Source organism: Halomonas marinisediminis (assembly GCF_004347715.1).
Taxonomy (GTDB): Bacteria; Pseudomonadota; Gammaproteobacteria; order Pseudomonadales; family Halomonadaceae; genus Halomonas; species Halomonas icarae.
Genome location: NZ_SLTR01000004.1, coordinates 140,323 through 161,659 on the forward strand (window position 1 = coordinate 140,323; position 21,337 = coordinate 161,659).

Consider the following 21,337-nt stretch of genomic DNA (forward strand, 5'->3'; position numbering starts at 1 on the left):
CCCGGCCTGTTCGAGCCGGCGGGTCAGATGTTGAGCTCGTAGTCCTTGATGTCCTCGGGCGTGATCAGCGCCACCGCGGGATCCATCATGGTGTCGAGGTGAGCCTTGAACAGGCGGGCGGCATCCGGGTCCTTGTTGGCCCACTTGAACCACAGCGGGATCGCCACCTCGCGGAAGCGGGTGGCATCCTCTTCGGTCAGGTGGATGATCTCCACGCCCTTCTCGCGGTACTTGGGCCAGGCCTCGGCGTTGGCCTTCTGAATGGCCGCATAGTGCTCGCGGGAGTAGGCGGCGACCAGGTCGTGCATCAGGTCCTGGGTCTGGGAGGACATGCGCTCGAAGACGCGCCGATTGACGGCGATATCCATGAGGTCGACGGATTGATGCAGGCAGGGGGTGGAGGGCGGCCCCATGATGATGTAGTCGGCCACCTGCCAGAATCCCAGCTCGTAGTTGACCGCGGCACCGGTGAAGTCGGCGGCATCGATGGTGCCCTTCTCCAGTGCCGGGTAGACCTCGGAGCCCGGCAGCAGGGTGGTACGCGCGCCCATGGCGGCAAAGGTCTCGGCGACGATCCCGCCGGGCATGCGGATCTTGATGCCATCGAAGTCGTCGAAGCTGCGCAGCGGCACCTTGGAGTGAATCAGGTTGAGGTCGTGGTGGACATAGCCCAGCAGCTCCTGGCCCTGCTTGCGGTAGAGATCCTTGGCAATATCCAGGCCGCCATAGGCGCCGAACATCATGTCCCACTGGTGGGGCAGCGAGAGCCCCATGGGGTAGGCGGTAAGGAAGACACCCGCGGGCATCTTGCCCGGCCAGTAGACGGTGAACCAGTTCTGGCCATCGAGCACGCCATTGCGCACGGCGTCGGCGACCTCGAAGGCCCCGGCAACGGCACCGGCGGGAAAGGGCTCGATATTGACCTCACCGCTGGTGGACTCGACCACACCCTTGGCCCAGGCCTCGAAGGTGCGATAGCCGACGGTGCCAGGCTGCCACGAGGACTGCATGCGAATGCGGATGCCCTCCTGGGCCTGGACATTGCCGATCCAGGGCGCCGCCACGGCGGCGGCGGAGCCGACCGCGGCGGCCTTGAGGAAGCGGCGTCGATCGGGCTCGCGACGACATAAGGTCGCCTCGCCGGTTGACGTCAGGATGCGTGATGGCTGCTTGTCATCTTGCATGGAATAAACTCCAGATGGCGGTGGCCGGCCCCACCGGGGCATGGCCGGATCTTGTTGTTATCTTCCCTGGACCGATTCGCCGTTCATGGCCGCCCAGGCGACCCCGACGCCCCACGCTCGACTCCATCGTGCATGGTCGGTAAGCGCGCAGGCGCTCCACTCAAGAAGCTAGCGAAAGCCCCGTGCCCGGCCAACGCTGCGATTCAACGTTGCCCTGCCCGCCATCCGCGAACCACTGCCCTTCCATCGACGACAATATGTTGTAAGCAATGGGAAAAAACTGGTCTGACCAGTTAGCCACTGGCCCCACGCTCTACGACCAAAGCACAAACCCTCGCGGGCGCCACGCCCCCTTGGCAGCCTGCCGCGAGGCGGCCAAGATGGTTGTCTCCCCTGCAAGGATGCCCCCATGCCCGCCATCTTCTCTCATCGCCTGTGGCTCGCCGCGATGCCGCTGCTGTTCGTGGTGCTGTGGAGCACCGGCTTCATCGGTGCCAAGTTTGGCCTGCCCTACGCCGAGCCCTTCACCTTCCTCTTCATTCGCTCCATTCTGACCCTGGTGCTGCTGGCCCCCCTCGCCCACTGGCTCTCCGGCGAGTGGCCCCGCGGCTCCCGGCTGTGGGGGCATATCGCGGTCTCGGGGCTGTTGGTGCATGGCGCCTATCTGGGGGGTGTCTTCTACGGCATCTACCTGGGCATGCCGGCGGGGCTCGCCTCGCTGCTGGTGGGGCTGCAACCGCTGCTGACGGCGGGGCTCGCCGGCCCACTGCTGGGCGAGCGGCTGGCGACACGCCAGTGGCTGGGACTGCTGCTGGGGCTGGTGGGGGTCGCCCTGGTGCTGGGCGGCAAGCTGGACCCGGGCGAGAGCCTCTTTCAGGGCTTCGGCCTGGGGGCACTGGGGGTCGTGCTGGTCGCGCTGCTGGGCATTACCGGCGGCACCCTCTATCAGAAGCGCCACTGCACCGGCATGCCGCTGCTCTCCGGCACCGTGGTGCAGTATCTGGCCACCGCCACGCTGTTCGGCCTGGGTGCCCTGCTCTTCGAGGAGCGCAGCGTGGAGTGGACTCCCGTCTTCACCCTGACCCTGGGATGGCTGGTGCTGGTGCTCTCGATCAGCGCCATCCTGCTGCTGATGGCGCTGATCAAACGCGGCGAGGCGTCGCGAGTGGCAAGCCTGTTCTATCTGGTGCCACCGGTCACCGCCCTGCAGGCCTGGTGGCTGTTCGACGAGGCCCTGCCTCCCGCCTCCCTCGCCGGCATGGCCATTGCCATCGCCGGCGTGGTGCTGGTGGTCAAGGGGCAGCCGGCGAGAGCCGACAGGCCGCGTACTTGAACTCCGGGATCTTGCCGTAGGGATCCAGCGCCGGGTTGGTCAGCAGGTTGGCCGCCGCCTCCACGAAGGCGAAGGGCACGAACACCATGCCTTCGGGCATGCGCGGGTCGGAGCGCGCCGTCAGGGTGATCGTGCCACGCCGGGTCGCGATGGTGATCGGCTCTCCCGGTGCCACGCCCAGGCGTCCCAGCTCCGCGGGAGCCAGGCTGGCCGCGGCCTCCGGCTCCAGGTCATCGAGCACCCGGCTGCGACGCGTCATGGCGCCGGTATGCCAGTGTTCCAGCAGCCGCCCGGTGGTCAGCACCGTCGGATAGTCGGCATCCACCGGCTCATCCGGTGGCAGCGGCCGGGTGGGCGAGAACTTCGCCTTGCCGCCGGCCCGCGGGAAGGCGTCGCTGAACACCACGTCCTCGCCCGGGGCGTCGGGGGCGAGGCAGGGGTAGATCACCGAGTCCTCCGCCTCGAGGCGCTCCCAGCTGATATGGTCCAGCGAGGACATGCCGTGCTTCATCTCGGCAAATACCTCCCGTGGGTGGGCATAGTCCCAGCCCAGCCCGAAGCGCCTGGCCATCTCCTGGATGATCCACCAATCGGGCTTCGCCTCCCCTGGCGGGGCCACGGCGGCACGCCCCATCTGCACCTGGCGGTTGGTGTTGGTGACGGTGCCATCCTTCTCCGCCCAGGCGGTGGCCGGCAGGATGACATCGGCGAACTGGGCCGTCTCGGTCACGAACAGGTCCTGCACCACCAGATGCTCCAGGCTAGCCAGCGCCTGGCGTGCGTGGTTGAGGTCCGGGTCGGACATCGCCGGGTTCTCGCCGAGGATATACATCCCCTTGATGGTACCGGCCACGATGGCATCCATGATCTCCACCACGGTCAGCCCCGGCTCGGGGTCGAGTTCGGTGTTCCACAGCTCCTCGAAGGCGGCGCGCAGCTGGGCGTCGCCCACCGGCTGATAGTCGGGCAGCACCATGGGGATCAGGCCGGCATCCGAGGCGCCCTGGACATTATTCTGGCCACGCAGCGGATGCAGGCCGGTTCCCGGCCGCCCGGTCTGACCGCAGGCGAGCGCCAGCGAGATCAGGCAGCGAGCGTTGTCGGTGCCGTGGGTGTGCTGGGAGATGCCCATGCCCCAGAAGATCATCGCCTTGTCGGCGGTGGCATAGGCCCGCGCGATCTCGCGAATGGTACCGGGCGAAACGCCACAAAGCGGTGACATGGCCTCGGGGGTCATGTCGACCACGCTCGCCGCCAGCGCCGCGAAGCCTTCGGTATGAGTGTCGATATAGGCCTGGTCGTAGAGGCCCTCGGCGACGATCACGTTGAGCATGGCGTTGAGCAGCGCCACATCGCCGCCCGGCGTGAAACGCACGCTGCACCAGGCGTAGGCGTCCAGGGCCTGGCCACGGGGGTCGAGAATGATCAGCCGGGTGCCGTTCCTGGCCGCCTGCTTGAAGTAGGTGGCCGCCACCGGGTGGTTCACCGCCGGGTTGCAGCCGGTGAGAACCACCACATCGGCCTCGAGCGCCTGCATGAACGATGCGGTGACGGCACCAGACCCCAGGCACTCCATCAGGGCCGCCACGGAGCTGGCGTGGCACAGGCGGGTACAGTGATCGACGTGGTTGGAGCCGAAGCCGGTACGCACCAGCTTCTGGAACAGCCAGGCCTCCTCGTTGGAGCACTTGGCGCTGCCGAAGCCGGCGAGTGCCTCGGGACCGTTGCTGGCCTTGAGGCTGGTGAGCCCCTCCGCCGCCAGATCCAGCGCCTCCTCCCAGCTCGCCTCACGGAAGTGGGTCAGCGGCTCGGCCGGATCGAAATCGGGATCGACCCCCTTGGGCACGCCCTCACGGCGGATCAGCGGCCGGGTCAGTCGCGCCGGGTGGTTGGGATAGTCGAAGCCGAAGCGCCCCTTGACGCAGAGCCGGCCCTGATTGGAGGGACCGTCGCGGCCCTCGGTGAAGAGGATCTGCTCATCCTTGACGTGATAGGTCAGCTGACAGCCGACCCCGCAGTAGGGGCAGACCGAGTCGACGGTGCGGTCGGCCACGGCGGAATCGCCACGGCCCGCGTCATCGATCAGGGTCGCCGGCATCAGCGCCCCGGTGGGACAGGCCTGGACGCACTCGCCACAGGCTACGCAGGTGCTCTCGCCCATGGGGTCATCGAAGTCGAACACGACCTTGGCCGCCGCCCCGCGATGGGCCAGGCCGATCACGTCGTTGCCCTGCACCTCGCGACAGGCGCGCACACAGAGCCCGCAGGTGATGCAGGCATCCAGATTGACGTTCATCGCCGAGTGGGTGGCGTCATGCCCTCCGGCATGGGGCAGCGAGTCGGCCCTCTCGGCCACATGATGCACCGTGGGCGACGTCCGCTCCGCCCGCGCGGGCAGACGCTCGCCCACCGCCGTGGCGTCGACGGCCAGCCGGTCGGCCATGGCCCACAGGTGGCTCGAGCGATCGGGACTCGCCTCGCGCTCGGGCTGGTCGGCCAGCAGCAGTGCCAGCACCTCCTCCCGCGCCTCGCGGGCCCGCTCGGAGCCGGCGCTCTTCACCACCATGCCGGGGGTCGCCTCGCGAATGCAGCTGGCGGCGAGCACGCGCTCCCCCTCGATCTCCACCATGCAGGCGCGGCAGTTGCCGTCGGAACGGTAGCCGGGGGCGTCCTTGAAGCACAGATGGGGAATGGTCTCGCCGGCACGCTTGGCGACCTGCCAGAGGGTCTCGCCGGGCCAGGCGCTGACCTCGGCGCCATCCAGGGTCAGGGTAAAGCTTTCCATTACGCTCTGGTCACTCATCTCTCCCTCCTCACCCCTTGGCGATCAGATTACGGCCGGCAAGCTCACCGCGGAAGTCGCGCAGCAGGCTGATCACCGGGTTGGGCGCGGCCTGGCCCAGGCCGCAGATGGAGGCATCCATCATTACCCGGGCGAGCCGCTCGAGCTGCGGGACATCCCACTCGTCGCGTTCGAGCAGGGTGAGCATCTTCTCGCTTCCCACACGGCAGGGCGTGCACTGTCCGCAGGACTCGTCGGCGAAGAAGGCCAGCAGGTTGCTGGCCACGGCACGCAGATCATCCTGGTCCGAGAGCACGACGATCGCCGCCGAGCCAATGAAGCAGCCATGCTCCTGCAGGGTATCGAAATCGAGCGGGATGTCCGCCTTGCTGGCCGGCAGGATTCCCCCGGAGGCGCCGCCGGGCAGGTAGCCCAGCAGGCGATGGCCCTCGGCCATGCCGCCACAGTACTCCTCCAGCAGCTCGCGCAGGGTGATACCCGCCGGAGCCAGGTGCACCCCGGGGCGCTTGACCCGGCCGGAGACCGAGAAGCTACGCAGACCACGCCGACCATGACGCCCCTGGCCGGCAAACCACTCGGCCCCCTGCTCCCAGATACGCGGGACCCAGTAGACGGTCTCGACATTGTTGACCAGGGTCGGACGGTCGAAGAGCCCCCTCTGAGCAACAAAGGGGGGACGATGGCGGGGCTTGCCGGGCTTGCCCTCCAGGGATTCGATCAGCGCCGACTCCTCGCCACAGATATAGGCGCCGGCACCGCGACGCAGCACGATATGGCCCGGCGCCACCAGGCCGGCCTCCTCAAGCTCGTCGATGGCCTTGTGCAGCACCCGATGCAGGCCGGGATACTCATCGCGCAGGTAGATATAGAGCGCCTCGGCCTCCACCACCCAGGCGCCGACCAGGGCGCCCTCCAGGAAACGGTGGATCTCGCGCTCCAGATAGAAGCGATCCTTGAAGGTACCGGGCTCGCCCTCGTCGGCATTGATCACCGCATAGCGAGGGCCCGGCTCGGCGCGGACCGCCTGCCACTTCCGGTAGAGCGGAAAGCCGGCGCCACCCAGGCCACGCAGTCCAGCATGCTCGAAGGCCTTGATCAGCCTCTCGACGCTCACTTCGCCGTCGCGGCAGGCATTCAGCAGTCGGTAGCCACCGGCCTCGCGGTAGTCGGCCAGACGCTGCCAGAGAATCGTCTCGGGGTGGAAGTGACCGGTATCGATCACCGCCTCGACCCCTTCCACGCTGGCGTAGCGGACATGATGATGCCCCACCTCCACCACCGGCGCGCTATCGCAACGCCCCATGCAGGGCGCGCGCACCACGCGAACCGCACCCGAGGCGGCACCGGCCTCGAGCTCTGCCTTCAGAGCCTCCGCGCCGGCCAGCTGGCAGGAGAGTGAATCACAGACGCGCACCGTCACCGCCGGCGGCGGTGTCTCGTCGTCGTGGACGACGTCGAAGTGGGCGTAGAAGGTCGCGGTCTCGTAGATGGCCGCCATGGGCAGGTTCATGTAGGCGGCCAGCGCCCGCAGCTCGACCATGGCCAGGTGGCCATGGGCATCCTGGATGGCATGCAGATGCTCGATCAGGCGGTCGCGGCGTTGCAGGCTGGGGTCGCTGCGTTCATCGCCCAGCAGGCGACGCAGCCCGGCGAGCGCCAGCGGGGCCAGTTCGCGGCCACGGGCCCTGCCGCGGCGACGCTTCGGTTGAGTGATCTCCACAGTCATAACGAGCTCGTTGTCATAATTGTTAAGAGGCGCGACGGTCAGCGGGTTCTATATTCGCGTGCGTTGATATGATTCATCTCTATGGTGGCACCTGCCCCGCGCCAGGACAATCTCCAGGCAGCCGCCAGCGCCTCTATCAGCTTGCCTCATCGATGGCAGCGTAGGCCACCATCTCGACCAGCATCTCTTCGCGTGCGAACCCCGAGACGATGATGGCGGCACGATTGGGATAGGGAGCCTTCACCACCTCGGCGTAGAGCCTGTTGACCGTGGCGAGGTCTTCGCGCCGGGTCACGTAGATCAGTACTTGGGTCAGGTTCTCGACGCCACCGCCGGCGCACTCCAGGGTATGAACCAGATTGTCCAGCGTCTGGCGGGTCTGGGCTTCAATGCCGCCGCTGACGACCTCGCCCTGGTCGTCGATCGGAATCTGGGCGGTGAACAGGATGCCATTGCCCACGGTTGCCCATGACAGCGGGGCGCGGGAAGCGAACAGGTCGGTGATAACGGGCTGAACCATGCGGGTGTCCTTCTCTGGGGTGCTGGATAGGTGGATTGGTGGATAGGGGATGGGCGGACAGATCGATGGGGGGACAGCGAGGCCCCGGCGCTCCTCGTGGCTGAGCACCGGGCCTGGTCGTCACTCGATGAGTCGATGACTCAATCGTTGTCGGTGGTTCCGGCTCCGGCACCACCGCGGGAGGCATCGGTGGATTCGACCAGGATGCGGGCAGCCAGATCCTTGAGCCTGTTCCACACGCCGTCGTTGATGGGGATGCCATCGAGCATGGCCCGCTCGCGACAGGCCAGCAGCGTCGACTCCTCATGGCGGGCCAGCAGTTCGTAGTCGAACTCGGAGCGCATCGACGGCAGCAGGTCGACATGGTTGGCAAACACCAGCGTGATGCCGTCGTTTGGCTCGTTCTCCTCGGGTACCTGCTTCACCGCATAGACGCGGATCTCGGGCACCGAACTGTTGGCACGAAAGCCGACCACCTGCTCTGTCAGCGGCGGCTGGTCGCTGCCCTCCGGGGCCTGGGCGTTGCGCCAGAAGGCGGTGACGTTCATGCCTCGCCCGGCGATGCGAGCCAGATAGCCCATGATCAGCTGGCGATTGTGACAGCGCCGGATCTTGATCACCGAGAGGCCCCGGGCGCGCGCCTTGGCGAAGCCGAGCTCCAACGCCAGGCTCGAGCTTCTGAGAACGCTATGACCCTGGCCATCGAGTACCGCGAGATCACCATCGGAATAGAGCTGCACCGGCGCATGCTCCTGGGCATGCTGCTCGGCCAGCAGATAATCGAGGCCACGGTTCAGGGCCTCCAGTCCATCGAGCTCATGGAGTTGCATCCAGGCGACCATGTCGGCGGCATCGCTGGCATCGCCATCTTCAAAGCCCAGGCCCAGAAAGGCCTTGCGGCAGAGTCCTTGGAGCTCGTTGTAGGAGACCTTCATGTTGTGACTCCGGTGGTAACGGGGGTGGGGGTATCCTCGGCGTGGCTTGTCGATGGTTCGAGCGGAAAGCTCCAGTCGTCGAAGGCACGCAGGTCGTCGGGCTCGGCGTTGAGCTCCTCGACCAGCGGTGCCCCCTGGAACAGGGTGATGCGTACCCAGCGGTCCGACTTGGGGTCGAAGCGGCTGGCGCCGAAGAACGATAGCTTGGTGCGCAGCAGATGCATGGGCTTCATGTCGCGAGCCCAGAGGTTGGCCCGAATCTCGCCGAAAGGCGTTTCGACCATGGTCTGAATGCGGCGCACGATCTCCTTGTGACGCGAATGCTGGATCAGAAAGTCGACCACCGAGGCGCGTGGGTGGTTACCCAGATAGTCGCTGATGACGCGATGGGTATCCGCTACCCGCGGGGCGATGGCCAGCTTGAGCTCGCGGTCGGCACCGGGCTCGTGATCGCGCACCCCAAGCCGTGGCTCCTCCTTCTCGACGGAGCGATACCAGAACCAGTAGCGATTGTCGGGGTCGTCGAAGTCATAGGAGAGCGCCCAGTCATAGTGGGTCTCGATCAGCTGTTTCAGGCGCACCAGCGGCATTTCCGGCGTCAGTTCCATGCGCTCATCGACGCCCATGCGGTCCTCAAAGGGCTCGACGATGTCCGGGTAGATCTCCAGCAGCAGGGTGTTGATCAGCTCCTGGGTCTCCAGCGACAGGGTCCGGTGACCCCACTCGACCAGCTCCTGCCAGAGGTCGTCGGTCAACGGCACCTGCTCGAGCCAGATGCGCACCTCGGGCAGGGCCGCCGCGGTTTCGACATTGCGCGCACTCTGTTCGACATCCTCGGTGACGGTCTGCTCCAGATGGCGCTGGGCACGGCTAACCAGTGCAATCAGCGCGGCACGCTGCTCCTCGTCGGGTTGCTGGGCACTGATCTGGGCCAGCGCCTGCTCACGACTCTCGACCCACTGCTCGATCAACTGCGGATGGTTGATCAGAAACGGGGCCATGCCGAGCCCGGTCGAGTTGCCGATCCCCAGGTAGCGCCGCAGCGGGGTGGCGAGCCCGACGGCAGTCGCCGGCGCCTGACGCCTGGCGATGTGCTCGATCTGCTCGATGGAGAAGTGGCGCAGCAGGTAGACCCCCAGCATCTGGGCCGAGAAGGGCCGCTGGAAGTCCGGGTTGTCACGCAGGCGGTCGAAGTCGGCGATGCCGAACTTGCCGTTACCGTAGACGGCCGTGGTGCGATACAGGTAGCCGACCCGGGTGATCCACCTGGGGTCGGGCTGCTGGCCGGCGCTGAGCGCCTCGCTAAAGGCGGCGAAGTTTCGCAGGCTGCGATTGGCCCGGGAGAGCACCAGCAGGCGCGGGTGCTGGCGGCCGGCTTCCTGCAGCGGCACGTTGGCCGCCATCTGCTCGAGCAGGGCGTCGTCCACATCTCCCTCGACCACGCCGAAGGTCACGTCCCAGGCCTCGGCGATGACGCGATCCGAACGCGCCTCATCGGGCAGCGGCTGGGAGAAGATCACCCCATGATAGCGACCGCGCGGCGTCTGCAGACGATAGATGGCCGTGCCGTGGCCGTCGTCGTCGAGATCGAAACGCGTCGTGCTGATCTGCCAGCGCTGGCGTGCCATCTGGCGTATCAGGCTGCGCACGAAGCTCAGACGGCTGGGGTGCAGGCTGCCCAGGCGCTCCAGGTCCATGACCCGCTCCGGGGCACGCAGGCGCAGGCTCTCCTCGAGCGGAGAAACGCGATCGATCATGTTACTGCTCCTGAGAGGGCGCCGAGCCTGGCTGTGACGACGGCGCTGACGAGGCTGGCGGGACCGCGATCGGCCGCAGATCCCGGGAGACAAGCCCCTGATTGCGGGCCATGGCGATGGCGGCCTGGGGGCCAGTCCATAGTGACGGCAGCAGCACCAGCGACACCGGAATGGCGGTGAGCACGATGAACTGCTGCAGGGCGCTGATCTGACCGGAGCCCATGTACAGCAGGATTGCCGCCATCAGTGCCATGGTGATGCCCCAGAAGGCACGGATCAGCGAGCTGGGCCTGTCGTGGCCGGCGCCGACCACGGCGATGGCATAGCTCATCGAGTCGCCGGTGGTGGCAACGAAGATGGTGGTCAGCACCAGGATCGCCAGCGCCATGAAGGTGCCACCGGGCAGTGCCTGAGCCACGGTGAGGGTAGCCACGTCGAACTGGAAGTTGCTCAGTGCCTCGCTCAGGTCGATCACCCCGGTGAACTGATAGAAGATGCCCGAGCCGCCCAGCAGGGTGAACCAGATCGTGGTGGCGATGGGCGCCAGCACGGCAACGGTCAGGATCATCTGACGGATCGTGCGCCCTCTGGAGATGCGCGCGACGAAGATCGCCATCAGCGGACCATAGCCAATGAACCAGGCGAAGAAGAACACCGTCCACCACTGCATCCACCAGTCCGGTGCGCTCTGGGCGGTCATGGTCGACATGGTGAAGAAATTGGTCAGGTATTCGCCAAAGCCCTGGGTAAAGGCGTTGACCAGAAACAGCGTGGGGCCGAACAGGAAGATCACCGCCGCGATGCCGAGCGCCAGGAAGACATTCAAGCGGCTCAGCAGCTGGATGCCCTTGTCGATGCCGGTAACCGCCGAGGTGACATAGATGGCACCGAGGCAGATCAGGATGATCAGCTGGGTGGTGTAGTTGTTGACCACACCGAGCAGCTCATGCAGACCGAAGCTCACCTGGGTGGCGAGAAAGCCGATGGGACCCACGGTACCGGCGACCACGGCGATGACGCAGAGCGCATCGACCACACCCCCGAACATGCCGCTCATGATGCGCTCGCCGAACAGTGGATAGAGCAGTGTCCGCGGCTGCAGCGGCTGGCCCTTGTCGTAGTGGGCGTGGGCCAGCACGATGGAGGTCAGGCTGCCCAGTACCGCCCAGGCCAGAAAGCCCCAGTGCATGAAGGACTGGGCCAGTGCCGGCGCGATGGCGTCGACAGTGCCCGCCTCGGTGTCGAATGACGGCGGCGTCGTCACGAAGTGGTAGATCGGCTCGCCAGCGGCGAAGAACACCCCGCCACCGGCCAGCAGGGTGCACATGATGATCGACACCCACTTGAAGGTGGAGAGCTCCGGCGTAAAGGTGTTGCCGATGCGTGCGCTGGCCATGGGCGTGCAGGTCAGACCGATGGCGACCAGAAAGGTCAGCAACAACAGCAACTGAAAGTAGGCGCCGAGGGCCTTGGCCGTCCAGGCGAAGCCTGCGCCAATGGCATCGGCGACGCCGTTGATATCATAGAGTGACAGGCCCACGAACAGCACGATAAAGCCGATGCTCAGGGTCAGCACGACGGGATCGCCCAGTCGGTGCTGGCCGGCAGGCAGCGAATCTTCGGTAGTGTCGGTATTGGTAGTGGCGTCGGTACTAGTAGCGATATTGGTATTGGTCTTGGTTGACGACATCAGAGTGGCCTCTGGCGTAGGGCCCCTAGGGGAGCGGGGCCGCTGTTGTGATTTTTATGTTTGTGACCGCTGATCTCTTCCCTTCAGGCAACCCGGTTCAGGCCCTGCTCGGGCGCGGCGGCACGCTCCAGCAGCGCCACCCAGTTCCGTCCCATGATCCCGGCGACCTCCTGCTCCGCGAAGCCGACACCACGCAGCCCCTCGATCAGGTTGGGGAAGTCACGGCTGTCACGCAGCCAGGCCAGTGGCGTGGGCCAGCCGGCGTTGGTGGCGCTGCCTTCGCCGTAGTCCATCTCCTTCGACCAACGACCATTGCGCATCCAATCGAGGATCGAGGTGGGCTGGTTCTGGCACAGATCGGTACCGATCCCCAGATGCTCCACCCCCATCAGGTCGGCAGTGCGAGCGATCATTTCGCAATACTCGCTCAGGGTGCAGTCCGAGCCGTTCCTGAGATGGAACGGGTAGGCGGAGAACCCCAGCAATCCATTGCACTCGGCGATGGCCTTGAGCACCCTGTCGGACTTGTTGCGCTTGGCCGGATGGAAGCTCGCCGGATTGGCGTGGGAAATGATGACCGGACGGCTGGAGAGTTCGATGGCGTCCAGGGTCGAGCGCTCACCGCTGTGTGACATGTCGATGACCATGCCGACCCGATTCATCTCGCGAATCACCTGGCGCCCGAAGCGAGTGATGCCGCTATCCTCGGCCTCGTAGCAACCACAGGCCAGCAGGCTCTGGTTGTTGTAGGTGAGCTGCATGATCAGCAACCCCAGATCGCGCATCACCTCCACCATGTCGACGTCGTCTTCGATGGGCGAGCAGTTCTGGGCACCCAGGAAGATCCCTACCTTGCCGGCCTGACGCGCGCGTTCGATATCGCTCGCCTGGCGCACCGGCATGATCAGGTCGGCGTGCTCCTCGAAGCGCCGGTTCCACTCCCCCATCCGCGAGAGCGTCTCGCGGGTGGTTTCATGGTAGACCAGGGTAGCGTGGACGGCATCGACGCCGCCCTCGCGCATCTGCTCGAAGATCTCCCTCGACCAGTTGGAGTACTGCAGGCCATCGACCGTCAGCATCTGCTTGGACATCAGCTCGACTCCTCTCTTGGGCCCTGGCTCAGTTGGCCTTGACGTAGCAGGTCTTGACCACGGTGTAGAACTCGCGGGCGTAGCGGCCTTGCTCACGCGGGCCGAAGCTCGAGTTCTTGCGACCGCCGAAGGGCACGTGATAGTCGGTGCCGGCGGTGGCCAGGTTGACCATGACGCAGCCCGTCTCGGCGCGGGCCTTGAACTCGCTGGCCAGCGCCAGGGAGTCGGTGATGATGCCGGCGGTCAGGCCGAAGTGGGTGTCGTTGAGCACCTTGATGGCCTCATCGGCGTCGGCCACCTTGATCACACAGGCGATGGGCCCGAACACCTCTTCGCGGTTGATCGGCATGTCGTTGGTGGTGTCGACGAACAGCGTCGGCGCCATGAAGTAGCCGTCGGTATCGCGCTCGAGGCGCTCACCGCCGAAGGCCAGCCTGGCGCCTTCACGCTGGGCGCGCTCGACCCAGGCCAGGTTCGACTCCAGCTGTCGGGCATCGGCGGCCGGGCCGAAGCTCACGCCCTCTTCCAGGGCATGACCGACCTTGACCCGCTCGAGCCGCTTGATCAGCTTCTCGACGAAGGTGTCATGGACCTTCTCGGTGACGATCAGTCGCGAGGAGGCGGTGCACTTCTGGCCGGTGCCGGAGTAGGCGCCGTTGAAGGCGGCCTCCACGGCCAGGTCCAGGTCGGCGTCGTCGGCCACGATCAGGGCGTTCTTGGACCCCATCTCCAGCTGGCACTTGACCAGGTTGGCGGCGGTGGCGGCGGCCACGCGGCGACCCACCTCCAGCGAGCCGGTGAAACTCACTGCATGAATCTCGGGGCTCGAGATCAGCGCATCGCCCACCGAGCCGCCGGAGCCCATGATCAGGTTGAAGGTACCGGCAGGCAGCTCCTGGCGGCTGATGATCTCGGTCAGGGCCCAGGCGCTGGCCGGTACCAGGTTGGCGGGCTTGAACACCACCGCGTTGCCGAAGGCCAGTGCCGGAGCGATCTTCCACACCGCCGTGGCCATGGGGAAGTTCCAGGGGCTGATGATGCCGACCACCCCTACCGGCTCGCGACGAATATCGACCTCCACGCCCGGCCGCACCGACTCGGCGCGCTCGTCGATCTGGCGCAGCACCTCGGCGCCGTAGTAGTGGAAGAACTGCCCCGAACGATGGACTTCGCCCATGCCCTCGGCCAGCGTCTTGCCCTCTTCACGGGCGAGCAGCTCACCCAGCTCTGCCTTGCGCGCGATCAGTTCATCGCCGATGGCCATCAGCACGCCATAGCGATGCTCGAGGCCAGTCCTGGCCCACTGCTTCTGGCCCTGCCTGGCGGCGCTGATGGCCTCCCCTACCTGAGCGACGCTGGCCTGGGCATACTCGCCGACGATATCGCTGGTGTCAGAGGGGTTGACGTTGGCGATGCTGCCCTGACCCTCGACCCAGGTGCCATTGATGTAGAGAGCGTGAACGTGGGACATGGAAACCTCCTAGATATGATCAAAGCCATCCTAGGCGATGCCCGAAGATAAGAGGTAATCAAAAATAAAGATAAAATGATAAGGTCTTCTTATCACCCTGCCCCGCCGAGGTCCTCATGCATCCCGAGCTCAAGATACAGCCCCTCCGCTATGTGCTGGCCATCGTCGACGAGGGCGGCTTTCATGCCGCCGCCCGCCATCTGCACCGCACCCAGCCGGCGCTCTCCATGGCGGTACGTGAGCTCGAACAGCGGCTGGGCGAGCCGCTGTTCGAGAAGGGGGGCAAGGCGACGCTCACCCCCTTCGGGGCCTACTGCCTGCCGCGCTTCCGCGAGCTCGTGACACAGCACGATCGGGTCAGCCGGGACCTGGTCGCCCGGGTGGAGAAGCGCGCCGGGCATATCGACATGGCGGCCGTGCCCTCGGTGGCCAGCCGGCTGATGCCACGCCTGCTCAGTGATTTCATCCAGCGCTACCCGGATCTCAGGGTCAGCCTGCACGACGGCAACGCCGACTTCGTAGGCCGGATGGTGGCCGGTGGTGAGGTGGACCTCGGCATCTCCAGCCTGTGGCAGGCGGACGCCGAGCTGGATTTCTACCCGTTGATGCGCGATGCCATCGGGGTGGTATGCCGTGAGGACCACCGCTTCGCCGACCGCCAGGCGCTGAGCTGGCAGGAGCTTCAGGGAGAGGTATTGATCCGCAACGGCACCTCGCGGCTCCTCGCGGGAACCGATGCCGAGCCTCTGCTGGCGCAGAGCGCTTTCGATATCTCCAACATGATCTCGCTGAATGCCATGCTGGAGGCGGGCATCGGCATCACCACCCTGCCGCGACTGGCATTTCCCGAGGAGTACGCGCGACTGCGCTTCGTGCCGCTGTCGGAACCTTACGTGGAACGTCAGATCGGGCTGATCTGCCGGGTCGATGTCAGCCTGTCACCGGCGGCGGCGGCGATGCGACAGCATCTGATAGAGCAGCTCGGGGAGCAGACTCGGAAAGCAGACAAGCCGTCATAGTCGATCGAGGTAAGCCGTCCCGCCAAGATTGCGCATCTGTCGGCGAATCCAGGCGCTGCGCTGGACCACCTCGGCCGAGGGGCGTGCGGCATCGCGTCCGCGCGGGTCGGGCAGGATCGCCGCCAGGCGGCTGGCCTGATGCGGCCCGAGCCGCTCGGCAGAGACGCCGAAGTAGTGCTGGGCCGCGGCTTCCAGGCCGAAGACGCCGCTGTCCCACTCGGCGATATTCAGGTAGACCTCGAGGATACGCTGCTTGGGCCAGACCAGTTCGATCAGCAGGGTAAACCAGGCCTCCAGGCCCTTGCGTACCCAGCTGCGTCCGCTCCACAGGAAGAGGTTCTTGGCGGTCTGCTGACTCAGGGTGCTGGCACCGCGCAGCCGGCCACCATTGCGACTCGCCTGCCAGGCACGCCGAATCTCCACCAGGTCGAAGCCGTGGTGGTCGAGAAAACGCTGATCCTCGGCGGCGATGACCGCCAGCTTGGCATGATCGGAGAGTGACTCCCAGGGCCGCCAGCGATGCTGAAGATCGATGGGTTCACGAGCAAGCCAGGAGTGTACCTTGCGCTCCACCATCACCATGGAGCCGAACACCGGCGCCTGGCGGAACAGCAGCACCAGCAGCACCGACAGCACCACGAAGCCCAGCGCGGCACGCCATAACCACCCCGTTACTCTACGAAGTAGCGTCCTGATCATGGCTGCCCCAATCGCATCGCATCTCTCTCCACTTGTGCCCCTCGTGCCAGGCCCGCTTGTCTGTTGTAGCTGGCAGTATACGGGCCTGGCAAGTCACACACACGGGAGAACTTGGCGATCGGACTAGGCGACCGGACGCGTCATCAGCGCTTCTTGTGCAGGTGCTCGGCGTGGTAGCGCAGATGCTCCTCGATAAAGGAGGCGATGAAGTAGTAGCTGTGATCGTACCCCGGCTGTCGGCGCAGGGTCAGCGGATGGTCATGCTCGGCACACACCGCCTCGAGACGCTCGGGCTTGAGCTGCTCCTCGAGGAAGTCATCCGCCTCACCCTGGTCGATGAACAGCGGCTGGCTGGAGGCACCCCGGGCTACCAGCTCACAGGCGTCATACTGGGTCCACTTGCCGCGGTCGTCGCCGAGATAGCTCGAGAAGGCCTTCTGCCCCCAGGGGCACTCGGTAGGATTGACGACCGGCGCGAAGGCCGATACCGAGCGATAGTGTCCCGGCCGACGCAGCGCCGCCACCAGTGCGCCATGACCGCCCATGGAGTGCCCGCTGATCGATTCGCGACCATTGACCGGGAAGTGCTGGCGCACCACCGAGGGCAGTTCCTCGGTCACATAATCGTACATGCGGTAATGGCGCTTCCAGGGCTCCTGGGTGGCATTGACGTAGAAGCCGGCCCCGGAGCCGAAGTCATAGCTGTCATGCTCGCCGGGAAGATCGGTGCCACGCGGGCTGGTATCCGGACAGATGATCGCCACGCCGAGCTCGGCGGCAACGCGCTGAGCGCCCGCCTTCTGCATGAAATTCTCGTCGTTGCAGGTCAGTCCGGAGAGCCACCACAGCAGCGGCACCCGCTCGGTCTCGGCCTGGGGCGGCAGGTAGATGGCGAAGATCATCTCGCAGTCCAGCGCCCGGGAGCGATGGCGGTAGCGCTTGTGCCAGCCGCCGAAACTCTTGTTGGCCGATACCAGTTCGAGGTTCTCGGTCATGGTCATGATAAAAACATCCTCAATAGTGAAGCACGGTGCGAATGCTCTCGCCCTTGTGCAGCAGATCGAAGGCCTCGTTGATCTTTTCGAACGACATGTCGTGGGTGATGAAGTCGTCGATATTGATCTCGCCGTTCATGTACTGCTCCACGTAGCCCGGCAGCTCCGTACGGCCCTTCACGCCGCCGAAGGCGGAGCCCTTCCAGACCCGGCCGGTCACCAGCTGGAACGGACGGGTGCTGATCTCCTCGCCGGCACCGGCAACACCGATGATGATCGACTCGCCCCAGCCCTTGTGACAGCACTCCAGCGCCTGGCGCATGACGTTCACGTTGCCGATGCACTCGAAGGAGTAGTCGACACCGCCATCGGTCATGTCGACGATCACCTCCTGGATGCTGCCGGCGTGATCCTTGGGATTGACGAACTCGGTGGCACCGAACTGCTCGGCGAGCTTGAACTTCTCGGGATTGACATCGATGGCGATGATGCGGCTGGCCTTGGCCATCTGGGCGCCCTGGATCACCGCCAGGCCGATGGCACCGAGGCCGAACACGGCGACGGTGGAGCCCGGCTCGACCTTGGCGGTATTCATCACCGCGCCGATGCCGGTGGTCACGCCACAGCCGAGCAGGCAGATCTTGTCCAGCGGCGCTTCCTTGGAGACCACCGCCAGGGACACCTCGGGGACCACGGTATACTCACTGAAGGTGGAGCATCCCATATAGTGATGTAGCGCCTTGCCGTCCAGCGAGAAGCGCGACGTGCCATCGGGCATCAGGCCCTGGCCCTGGGTGGCGCGCACCGAGCTGCACAGGTTGGTCTTGCCGGAGAGGCAGAACTTGCACTTGCCACACTCGGCGGTATACAGCGGAATGACGTGGTCCCCGGGACGCACGCTGGTGACGCCCTCGCCCACCTCCTCGACGATGCCGGCACCCTCGTGGCCCAGCACCGAGGGGAACAAGCCCTCGGGGTCGGCACCCGAGAGAGTGAAGGCATCGGTATGACAGACGCTGGTGGCGGCCATGCGCACCAGCACTTCACCGGCCTTGGGGCCCTCGACATCGATCTCGACCAGCTCAAGGGGCTTGCCCACTTCCAGGGCAACGGCGGCGCGTGACTTCATAATCGTTCTCCTCGCTTGGGAAAGTTCAGATACAGTCTAGGCGATAAACCGAGCCGGTATAAACCGCACCAAAAGCATTACATTATTGCCATACAGCAACAATCTTGCATTCTTCAGGAGAGTCCATGCAGCGCTGGGATCGTATCGAAGCCTTCGTCGAGGTGGTGCGGCTAGGCACCTTTGCGGCGGCCGCGCGGGAGCTGTCGGTATCCAACTCGCATGTCAGCCGACTGGTCAGTCAGCTCGAGCAACAACTGGGCACCGCCCTGCTCTATCGCACCACGCGCCAGATCAACCTGACCGACGCCGGGGCGCTCTACTACCGCCACTGCCGCCATCTGTTCGACGGCTTTCGCGAGGCCGAGGCGGCGATCGATGACCTCCAGGACCGCCCCCAGGGGCGTCTCTCCCTGACCTCCGCCACCACCTTCGGCGAGCGCTTTCTCGCTCCGCTGGTCAACGACTTCCTGCTCGAGCACCCTCAGCTGGAGGTCCGCATGCACTTCACCAACCGCCAGGTGGATATCATCGACGAGGGGTTCGATGTGGCGATCCGCATGGGGCGACTGGAGGACTCGAGCCTGGTGGCCAGGCGGCTGTGCGAGCGCCGCGAATATGTGGTGGGCGCTCCCGCCTATTTCGAACATATCTCACAGCCCCATGCCCTGGCCGAACTCTCTCGCCATCGCTGCCTGATCGGCAGCCGCGACCAGTGGCGCTTCGCGGTGGATGGGGTGCGCCGCGAGGTACGCGTCAGTGGCCAGTGGCGGGCCAACTCGGGGCCTGCGCTGCTCGATGCCGCCCTGAAGGGACTGGGGCTGGCCCAACTGCCCGACTACTACGTGGATGAGCACCTGGCGAGCGGCGCCCTGATCTCGGTGCTCGATGCCTACCGCCACGACGACACGGCGGTCTGGGCGGTCTTCCCCCGCCATCGCCAGCGCTCGCCCAAGCTGCAGCGTTTTCTCGATCACCTGGTGAGCTACCTGCCGCAACGCCTGTCCAGCGCGCATTAAAAAGGCGCCCCGCGGGGCGCCATAGGTCTTCGTAATAAAACATCGCGGGAACCGGGGGTCACTTGAAGTTCTTGCGCACCACCTTCTGGATCTCGCCGACGATGCCGCTGCGGAAGCTCAGCACACAGATCACGAAGATGGCGCCGAGGATCACGCTGACCCAGTTGCCGAGCGGCGACTGCGCCAGCTGGGTCTGCAGGCTGACTACCACGCCGGCACCCACCAGGGGGCCGAACAGCGTGCCCACGCCGCCCAGCAGGGTCATCAGGATCACCTCGCCGGACATGTGCCAGTGGGCATCGGTCAGCGAGGCGAGCTGGAAGACCACGGTCTTGGTCGAGCCCGCCAGACCCGCCAGACCGGCGGAGAGCACGAAGGCCACCAGCTTGTAGGCATCGACGTTGTAGCCGAGTGACACGGCACGAGGCTCGTTCTCGCGGATCGCCCGAAGCACCTGGCCGTAAGGCGAATGCACGGCACGCTGGATGATCGCGAAGCCGATCAGGAACACCGCCAGCACGAAGTAGTACATGTTGAGGTTGCTCTCGAGACTGATCACCCCGAACAGCTCGCCGCGCGGCACCCCGTGCAGGCCATCCTCGCCGCCGGTGAAGGGCGCCTGGACGAAGAAGAAGAACATCATCTGCGCCAGCGCCAGCGTCACCATGGCGAAGTAGATACCCTGCCGGCGGATCGCCAGGGCGCCGAACAGCGTGCCCAGCACCACGGCGGCGAAGGTACCGATCAGGATGCCAAGCTCGGGCGTCAGCCCCGGGTAGCTGGCCAGCATGATGCCGGTAAAGTAGCCACCGGTGGCCAGGAAGGCGGCATGCCCGAAGGAGAGCAGGCCGGCATAGCCGAGCAGCAGGTTGAAGGCGCAGGCGAACAGTGCGAAACAGAGCACCTTCATCAGGAAGACCGGATAGGCCACGAAGGGGGCTACCAGGGCGATGGCGACCAGCGCCAGGTAGAGGAGGTTGCGACGCATCTTGGCCTTGCGGCGAAGTTTCATGGCAGGCGTCAGGGTCTGGGTTGCCGACATGGTGTCAAGCCTCCTTGCCGAAGAGTCCCGCGGGACGCAGCATAAGGACCACCACCATCACCACGAAGATCACGGTGTTGGCAGCCTCGGGATAGTAGACCTTGGTCAGGCCCTCGATCAGCCCCATGGCCAGGCCGGTGATGACGGCACCGATGATCGAGCCCATGCCACCGATCACCACCACGGCAAACACCACGATCAGCAGGCTCGAGCCCATGGTGGGCGAGACCGGATAGAGCGGTGCGGCCAGCACCCCGGCAAAGGCGGCGAGCGCCACGCCGAAGCCGTAGGTCAGGGTGATCAGCTGGGGAACGTTGACGCCAAAGGCCTGCATCAGGGCCGGATTCTCGGTGCCGGCGCGCAGGTAGGCCCCCAGGCGAGTCCGCTCGATGATGAACCAGGTCGCCAGGCAGACCGCAAGCGCGGCAACCAGCACCCAGCCACGGTAGATGGGCAGGAACATGAAACCCAGGTTGACGCCGCCCTGCAGGACGTCGGGAGTGGGATAGCTGGACCCCGAGACCCCGAAGAAGTTGATCAGTGACCCCTCGAAGATCAGCGCCAGACCGAAGGTCAGCAGCAGCCCGTAGAGGTGGTCGAGGTGAGCGATGCGGCGCAGGATAAAGCGTTCGATCAGCATGCCCAGCCCACCCACCACCAGCGGTACCACCAGCAGGGCCGCCCAGTAGTTGAGCCCCAGGTACTGCAGCCCCAACAGCGCCGTGAAGGCACCGAGCATATACATCGCACCATGGGCGAAGTTGACGATCTTCAGCAGACCGAAGATCACCGCCAGCCCGAGGCTGAGCAGGGCATAGAAGGCGCCGTTGATCAGGCCCAGCATCAGCTGACCCATAAATACCATCAACGGCACACCGAAAATCATTGTCATGCGATGGACCTCCCCTCAGGTGGCGGCGGCCGAAG

General features: G+C 65.5%; 17 protein-coding genes. 3 read left to right on the plus strand and 14 right to left on the minus strand.

The window, feature by feature from the left end:
• Positions 1–23: 23 nt before the first annotated feature.
• Positions 24–1,184: a TRAP transporter substrate-binding protein DctP gene (gene dctP / locus E0702_RS05235; protein ID WP_132041916.1), complete on the minus strand. Its 1,161-nt coding sequence runs from the start codon at positions 1,182–1,184 to the stop codon at positions 24–26.
• Positions 1,185–1,593: 409 nt separating this feature from the next.
• On the opposite strand from dctP, the gene E0702_RS05240 reads away from it, so the two are divergent.
• Entirely contained in the window at positions 1,594–2,517 is a 924-nt protein-coding gene (locus E0702_RS05240; RefSeq protein WP_132041917.1) for a DMT family transporter, read from the plus strand.
• Here the strand turns inward: E0702_RS05240 and fdhF are convergent.
• The 8 genes from fdhF to E0702_RS05280 all read right to left on the minus strand — a co-directional run bounded on the left by fdhF (position 2,477) and on the right by E0702_RS05280 (position 14,510).
• Complete coding sequence (fdhF, locus tag E0702_RS05245) at positions 2,477–5,320, minus strand: formate dehydrogenase subunit alpha (protein ID WP_132041918.1); 2,844 nt, start codon at positions 5,318–5,320, stop codon at positions 2,477–2,479. The two genes, E0702_RS05240 and fdhF, sit on opposite strands and share 41 nt — an antisense overlap.
• A 10-nt stretch (positions 5,321–5,330) precedes the next feature.
• On the minus strand, positions 5,331–7,046 hold the full coding sequence (locus E0702_RS05250; RefSeq protein WP_132041919.1) for an NADH-ubiquinone oxidoreductase-F iron-sulfur binding region domain-containing protein: 1,716 nt from the start codon (positions 7,044–7,046) through the stop codon (positions 5,331–5,333).
• 136 nt (positions 7,047–7,182) lie between these two features.
• Positions 7,183–7,566: a RidA family protein gene (locus E0702_RS05255; RefSeq protein ID WP_132041920.1), complete on the minus strand. Its 384-nt coding sequence runs from the start codon at positions 7,564–7,566 to the stop codon at positions 7,183–7,185.
• A gap of 140 nt (positions 7,567–7,706) precedes the next feature.
• Positions 7,707–8,501 (minus strand): Ldh family oxidoreductase, encoded by a 795-nt coding sequence (locus E0702_RS05260; RefSeq protein WP_132041921.1) that lies wholly within the window; start codon positions 8,499–8,501, stop codon positions 7,707–7,709.
• Positions 8,498–10,258, minus strand: a complete 1,761-nt coding sequence (locus E0702_RS05265; protein WP_132041922.1) for a hypothetical protein — start codon at positions 10,256–10,258, stop codon at positions 8,498–8,500. The genes E0702_RS05260 and E0702_RS05265 overlap by 4 nt, the downstream gene beginning before the upstream one ends.
• Before the next feature lies 1 nt (position 10,259).
• The gene (locus E0702_RS05270) at positions 10,260–11,948 is read right to left on the minus strand and encodes a BCCT family transporter (RefSeq protein ID WP_132041923.1); all 1,689 of its coding nucleotides are present in this window, start codon (positions 11,946–11,948) and stop codon (positions 10,260–10,262) included.
• Between the two features lie 83 nt (positions 11,949–12,031).
• Entirely contained in the window at positions 12,032–13,039 is a 1,008-nt protein-coding gene (locus tag E0702_RS05275) for a dipeptidase (protein WP_205741886.1), read from the minus strand.
• A gap of 28 nt (positions 13,040–13,067) precedes the next feature.
• Positions 13,068–14,510 carry an aldehyde dehydrogenase family protein gene (locus tag E0702_RS05280; RefSeq protein ID WP_132041924.1) on the minus strand — a complete coding sequence of 481 codons (1,443 nt, stop codon included), beginning with the start codon at positions 14,508–14,510 and terminating at the stop codon, positions 13,068–13,070.
• A gap of 116 nt (positions 14,511–14,626) precedes the next feature.
• Between E0702_RS05280 and E0702_RS05285 the strand changes: the two genes are divergently transcribed.
• Complete coding sequence (locus E0702_RS05285) at positions 14,627–15,529, plus strand: LysR family transcriptional regulator (RefSeq protein ID WP_132041925.1); 903 nt, start codon at positions 14,627–14,629, stop codon at positions 15,527–15,529.
• Here E0702_RS05285 and mtgA read toward each other — a convergent pair.
• The 3 genes from mtgA to E0702_RS05300 all read right to left on the minus strand — a co-directional run bounded on the left by mtgA (position 15,524) and on the right by E0702_RS05300 (position 18,352).
• Positions 15,524–16,228, minus strand: coding sequence for a monofunctional biosynthetic peptidoglycan transglycosylase (mtgA, locus tag E0702_RS05290; RefSeq protein ID WP_132041926.1), 705 nt, complete (start codon positions 16,226–16,228; stop codon positions 15,524–15,526). The genes E0702_RS05285 and mtgA overlap by 6 nt on opposite strands.
• A gap of 143 nt (positions 16,229–16,371) precedes the next feature.
• Positions 16,372–17,229: an S-formylglutathione hydrolase gene (fghA, locus tag E0702_RS05295; RefSeq protein WP_132041927.1), complete on the minus strand. Its 858-nt coding sequence runs from the start codon at positions 17,227–17,229 to the stop codon at positions 16,372–16,374.
• Between the two features lie 13 nt (positions 17,230–17,242).
• A complete protein-coding gene (locus tag E0702_RS05300; RefSeq protein ID WP_132041928.1) occupies positions 17,243–18,352 on the minus strand; it encodes an S-(hydroxymethyl)glutathione dehydrogenase/class III alcohol dehydrogenase in 1,110 nt (369 codons plus the stop codon).
• A 125-nt stretch (positions 18,353–18,477) separates the two neighbouring features.
• Here E0702_RS05300 and E0702_RS05305 point away from each other — a divergent pair, with 125 nt between their 5' ends.
• The gene (locus tag E0702_RS05305; RefSeq protein ID WP_132041929.1) at positions 18,478–19,368 is read left to right on the plus strand and encodes a LysR family transcriptional regulator; all 891 of its coding nucleotides are present in this window, start codon (positions 18,478–18,480) and stop codon (positions 19,366–19,368) included.
• Positions 19,369–19,426: 58 nt separating this feature from the next.
• Here E0702_RS05305 and E0702_RS05310 read toward each other — a convergent pair whose 3' ends face one another.
• Positions 19,427–20,410 (minus strand): branched-chain amino acid ABC transporter permease, encoded by a 984-nt coding sequence (locus tag E0702_RS05310; RefSeq protein ID WP_132041930.1) that lies wholly within the window; start codon positions 20,408–20,410, stop codon positions 19,427–19,429.
• A 4-nt stretch (positions 20,411–20,414) separates the two neighbouring features.
• On the minus strand, positions 20,415–21,302 hold the full coding sequence (locus tag E0702_RS05315) for a branched-chain amino acid ABC transporter permease (RefSeq protein WP_132041931.1): 888 nt from the start codon (positions 21,300–21,302) through the stop codon (positions 20,415–20,417).
• Positions 21,303–21,337 lie beyond the last annotated feature (35 nt).

Bases quoted from the DNA above. Each gene is read 5' to 3' on its own strand.
- mtgA (WP_132041926.1), bottom strand. From the start codon at position 16,228: ATGATCAGGACGCTACTTCGTAGAGTAACGGGGTGGTTATGGCGTGCC.
- E0702_RS05255 (WP_132041920.1), bottom strand. From the start codon at position 7,566: ATGGTTCAGCCCGTTATCACCGACCTGTTCGCTTCCCGCGCCCCGCTG.
- E0702_RS05280 (WP_132041924.1), bottom strand. From the start codon at position 14,510: ATGTCCCACGTTCACGCTCTCTACATCAATGGCACCTGGGTCGAGGGT.
- E0702_RS05315 (WP_132041931.1), bottom strand. From the start codon at position 21,302: ATGACAATGATTTTCGGTGTGCCGTTGATGGTATTTATGGGTCAGCTG.
- E0702_RS05250 (WP_132041919.1), bottom strand. From the start codon at position 7,046: ATGACTGTGGAGATCACTCAACCGAAGCGTCGCCGCGGCAGGGCCCGT.
- E0702_RS05285 (WP_132041925.1), top strand. From the start codon at position 14,627: ATGCATCCCGAGCTCAAGATACAGCCCCTCCGCTATGTGCTGGCCATC.
- E0702_RS05240 (WP_132041917.1), top strand. From the start codon at position 1,594: ATGCCCGCCATCTTCTCTCATCGCCTGTGGCTCGCCGCGATGCCGCTG.
- E0702_RS05310 (WP_132041930.1), bottom strand. From the start codon at position 20,410: ATGTCGGCAACCCAGACCCTGACGCCTGCCATGAAACTTCGCCGCAAG.
- fdhF (WP_132041918.1), bottom strand. From the start codon at position 5,320: ATGAGTGACCAGAGCGTAATGGAAAGCTTTACCCTGACCCTGGATGGC.
- E0702_RS05300 (WP_132041928.1), bottom strand. From the start codon at position 18,352: ATGAAGTCACGCGCCGCCGTTGCCCTGGAAGTGGGCAAGCCCCTTGAG.
- E0702_RS05305 (WP_132041929.1), top strand. From the start codon at position 18,478: ATGCAGCGCTGGGATCGTATCGAAGCCTTCGTCGAGGTGGTGCGGCTA.
- E0702_RS05265 (WP_132041922.1), bottom strand. From the start codon at position 10,258: ATGATCGATCGCGTTTCTCCGCTCGAGGAGAGCCTGCGCCTGCGTGCC.
- E0702_RS05270 (WP_132041923.1), bottom strand. From the start codon at position 11,948: ATGTCGTCAACCAAGACCAATACCAATATCGCTACTAGTACCGACGCC.
- fghA (WP_132041927.1), bottom strand. From the start codon at position 17,229: ATGACCATGACCGAGAACCTCGAACTGGTATCGGCCAACAAGAGTTTC.
- E0702_RS05275 (WP_205741886.1), bottom strand. From the start codon at position 13,039: ATGTCCAAGCAGATGCTGACGGTCGATGGCCTGCAGTACTCCAACTGG.
- E0702_RS05260 (WP_132041921.1), bottom strand. From the start codon at position 8,501: ATGAAGGTCTCCTACAACGAGCTCCAAGGACTCTGCCGCAAGGCCTTT.
- dctP (WP_132041916.1), bottom strand. From the start codon at position 1,184: ATGCAAGATGACAAGCAGCCATCACGCATCCTGACGTCAACCGGCGAG.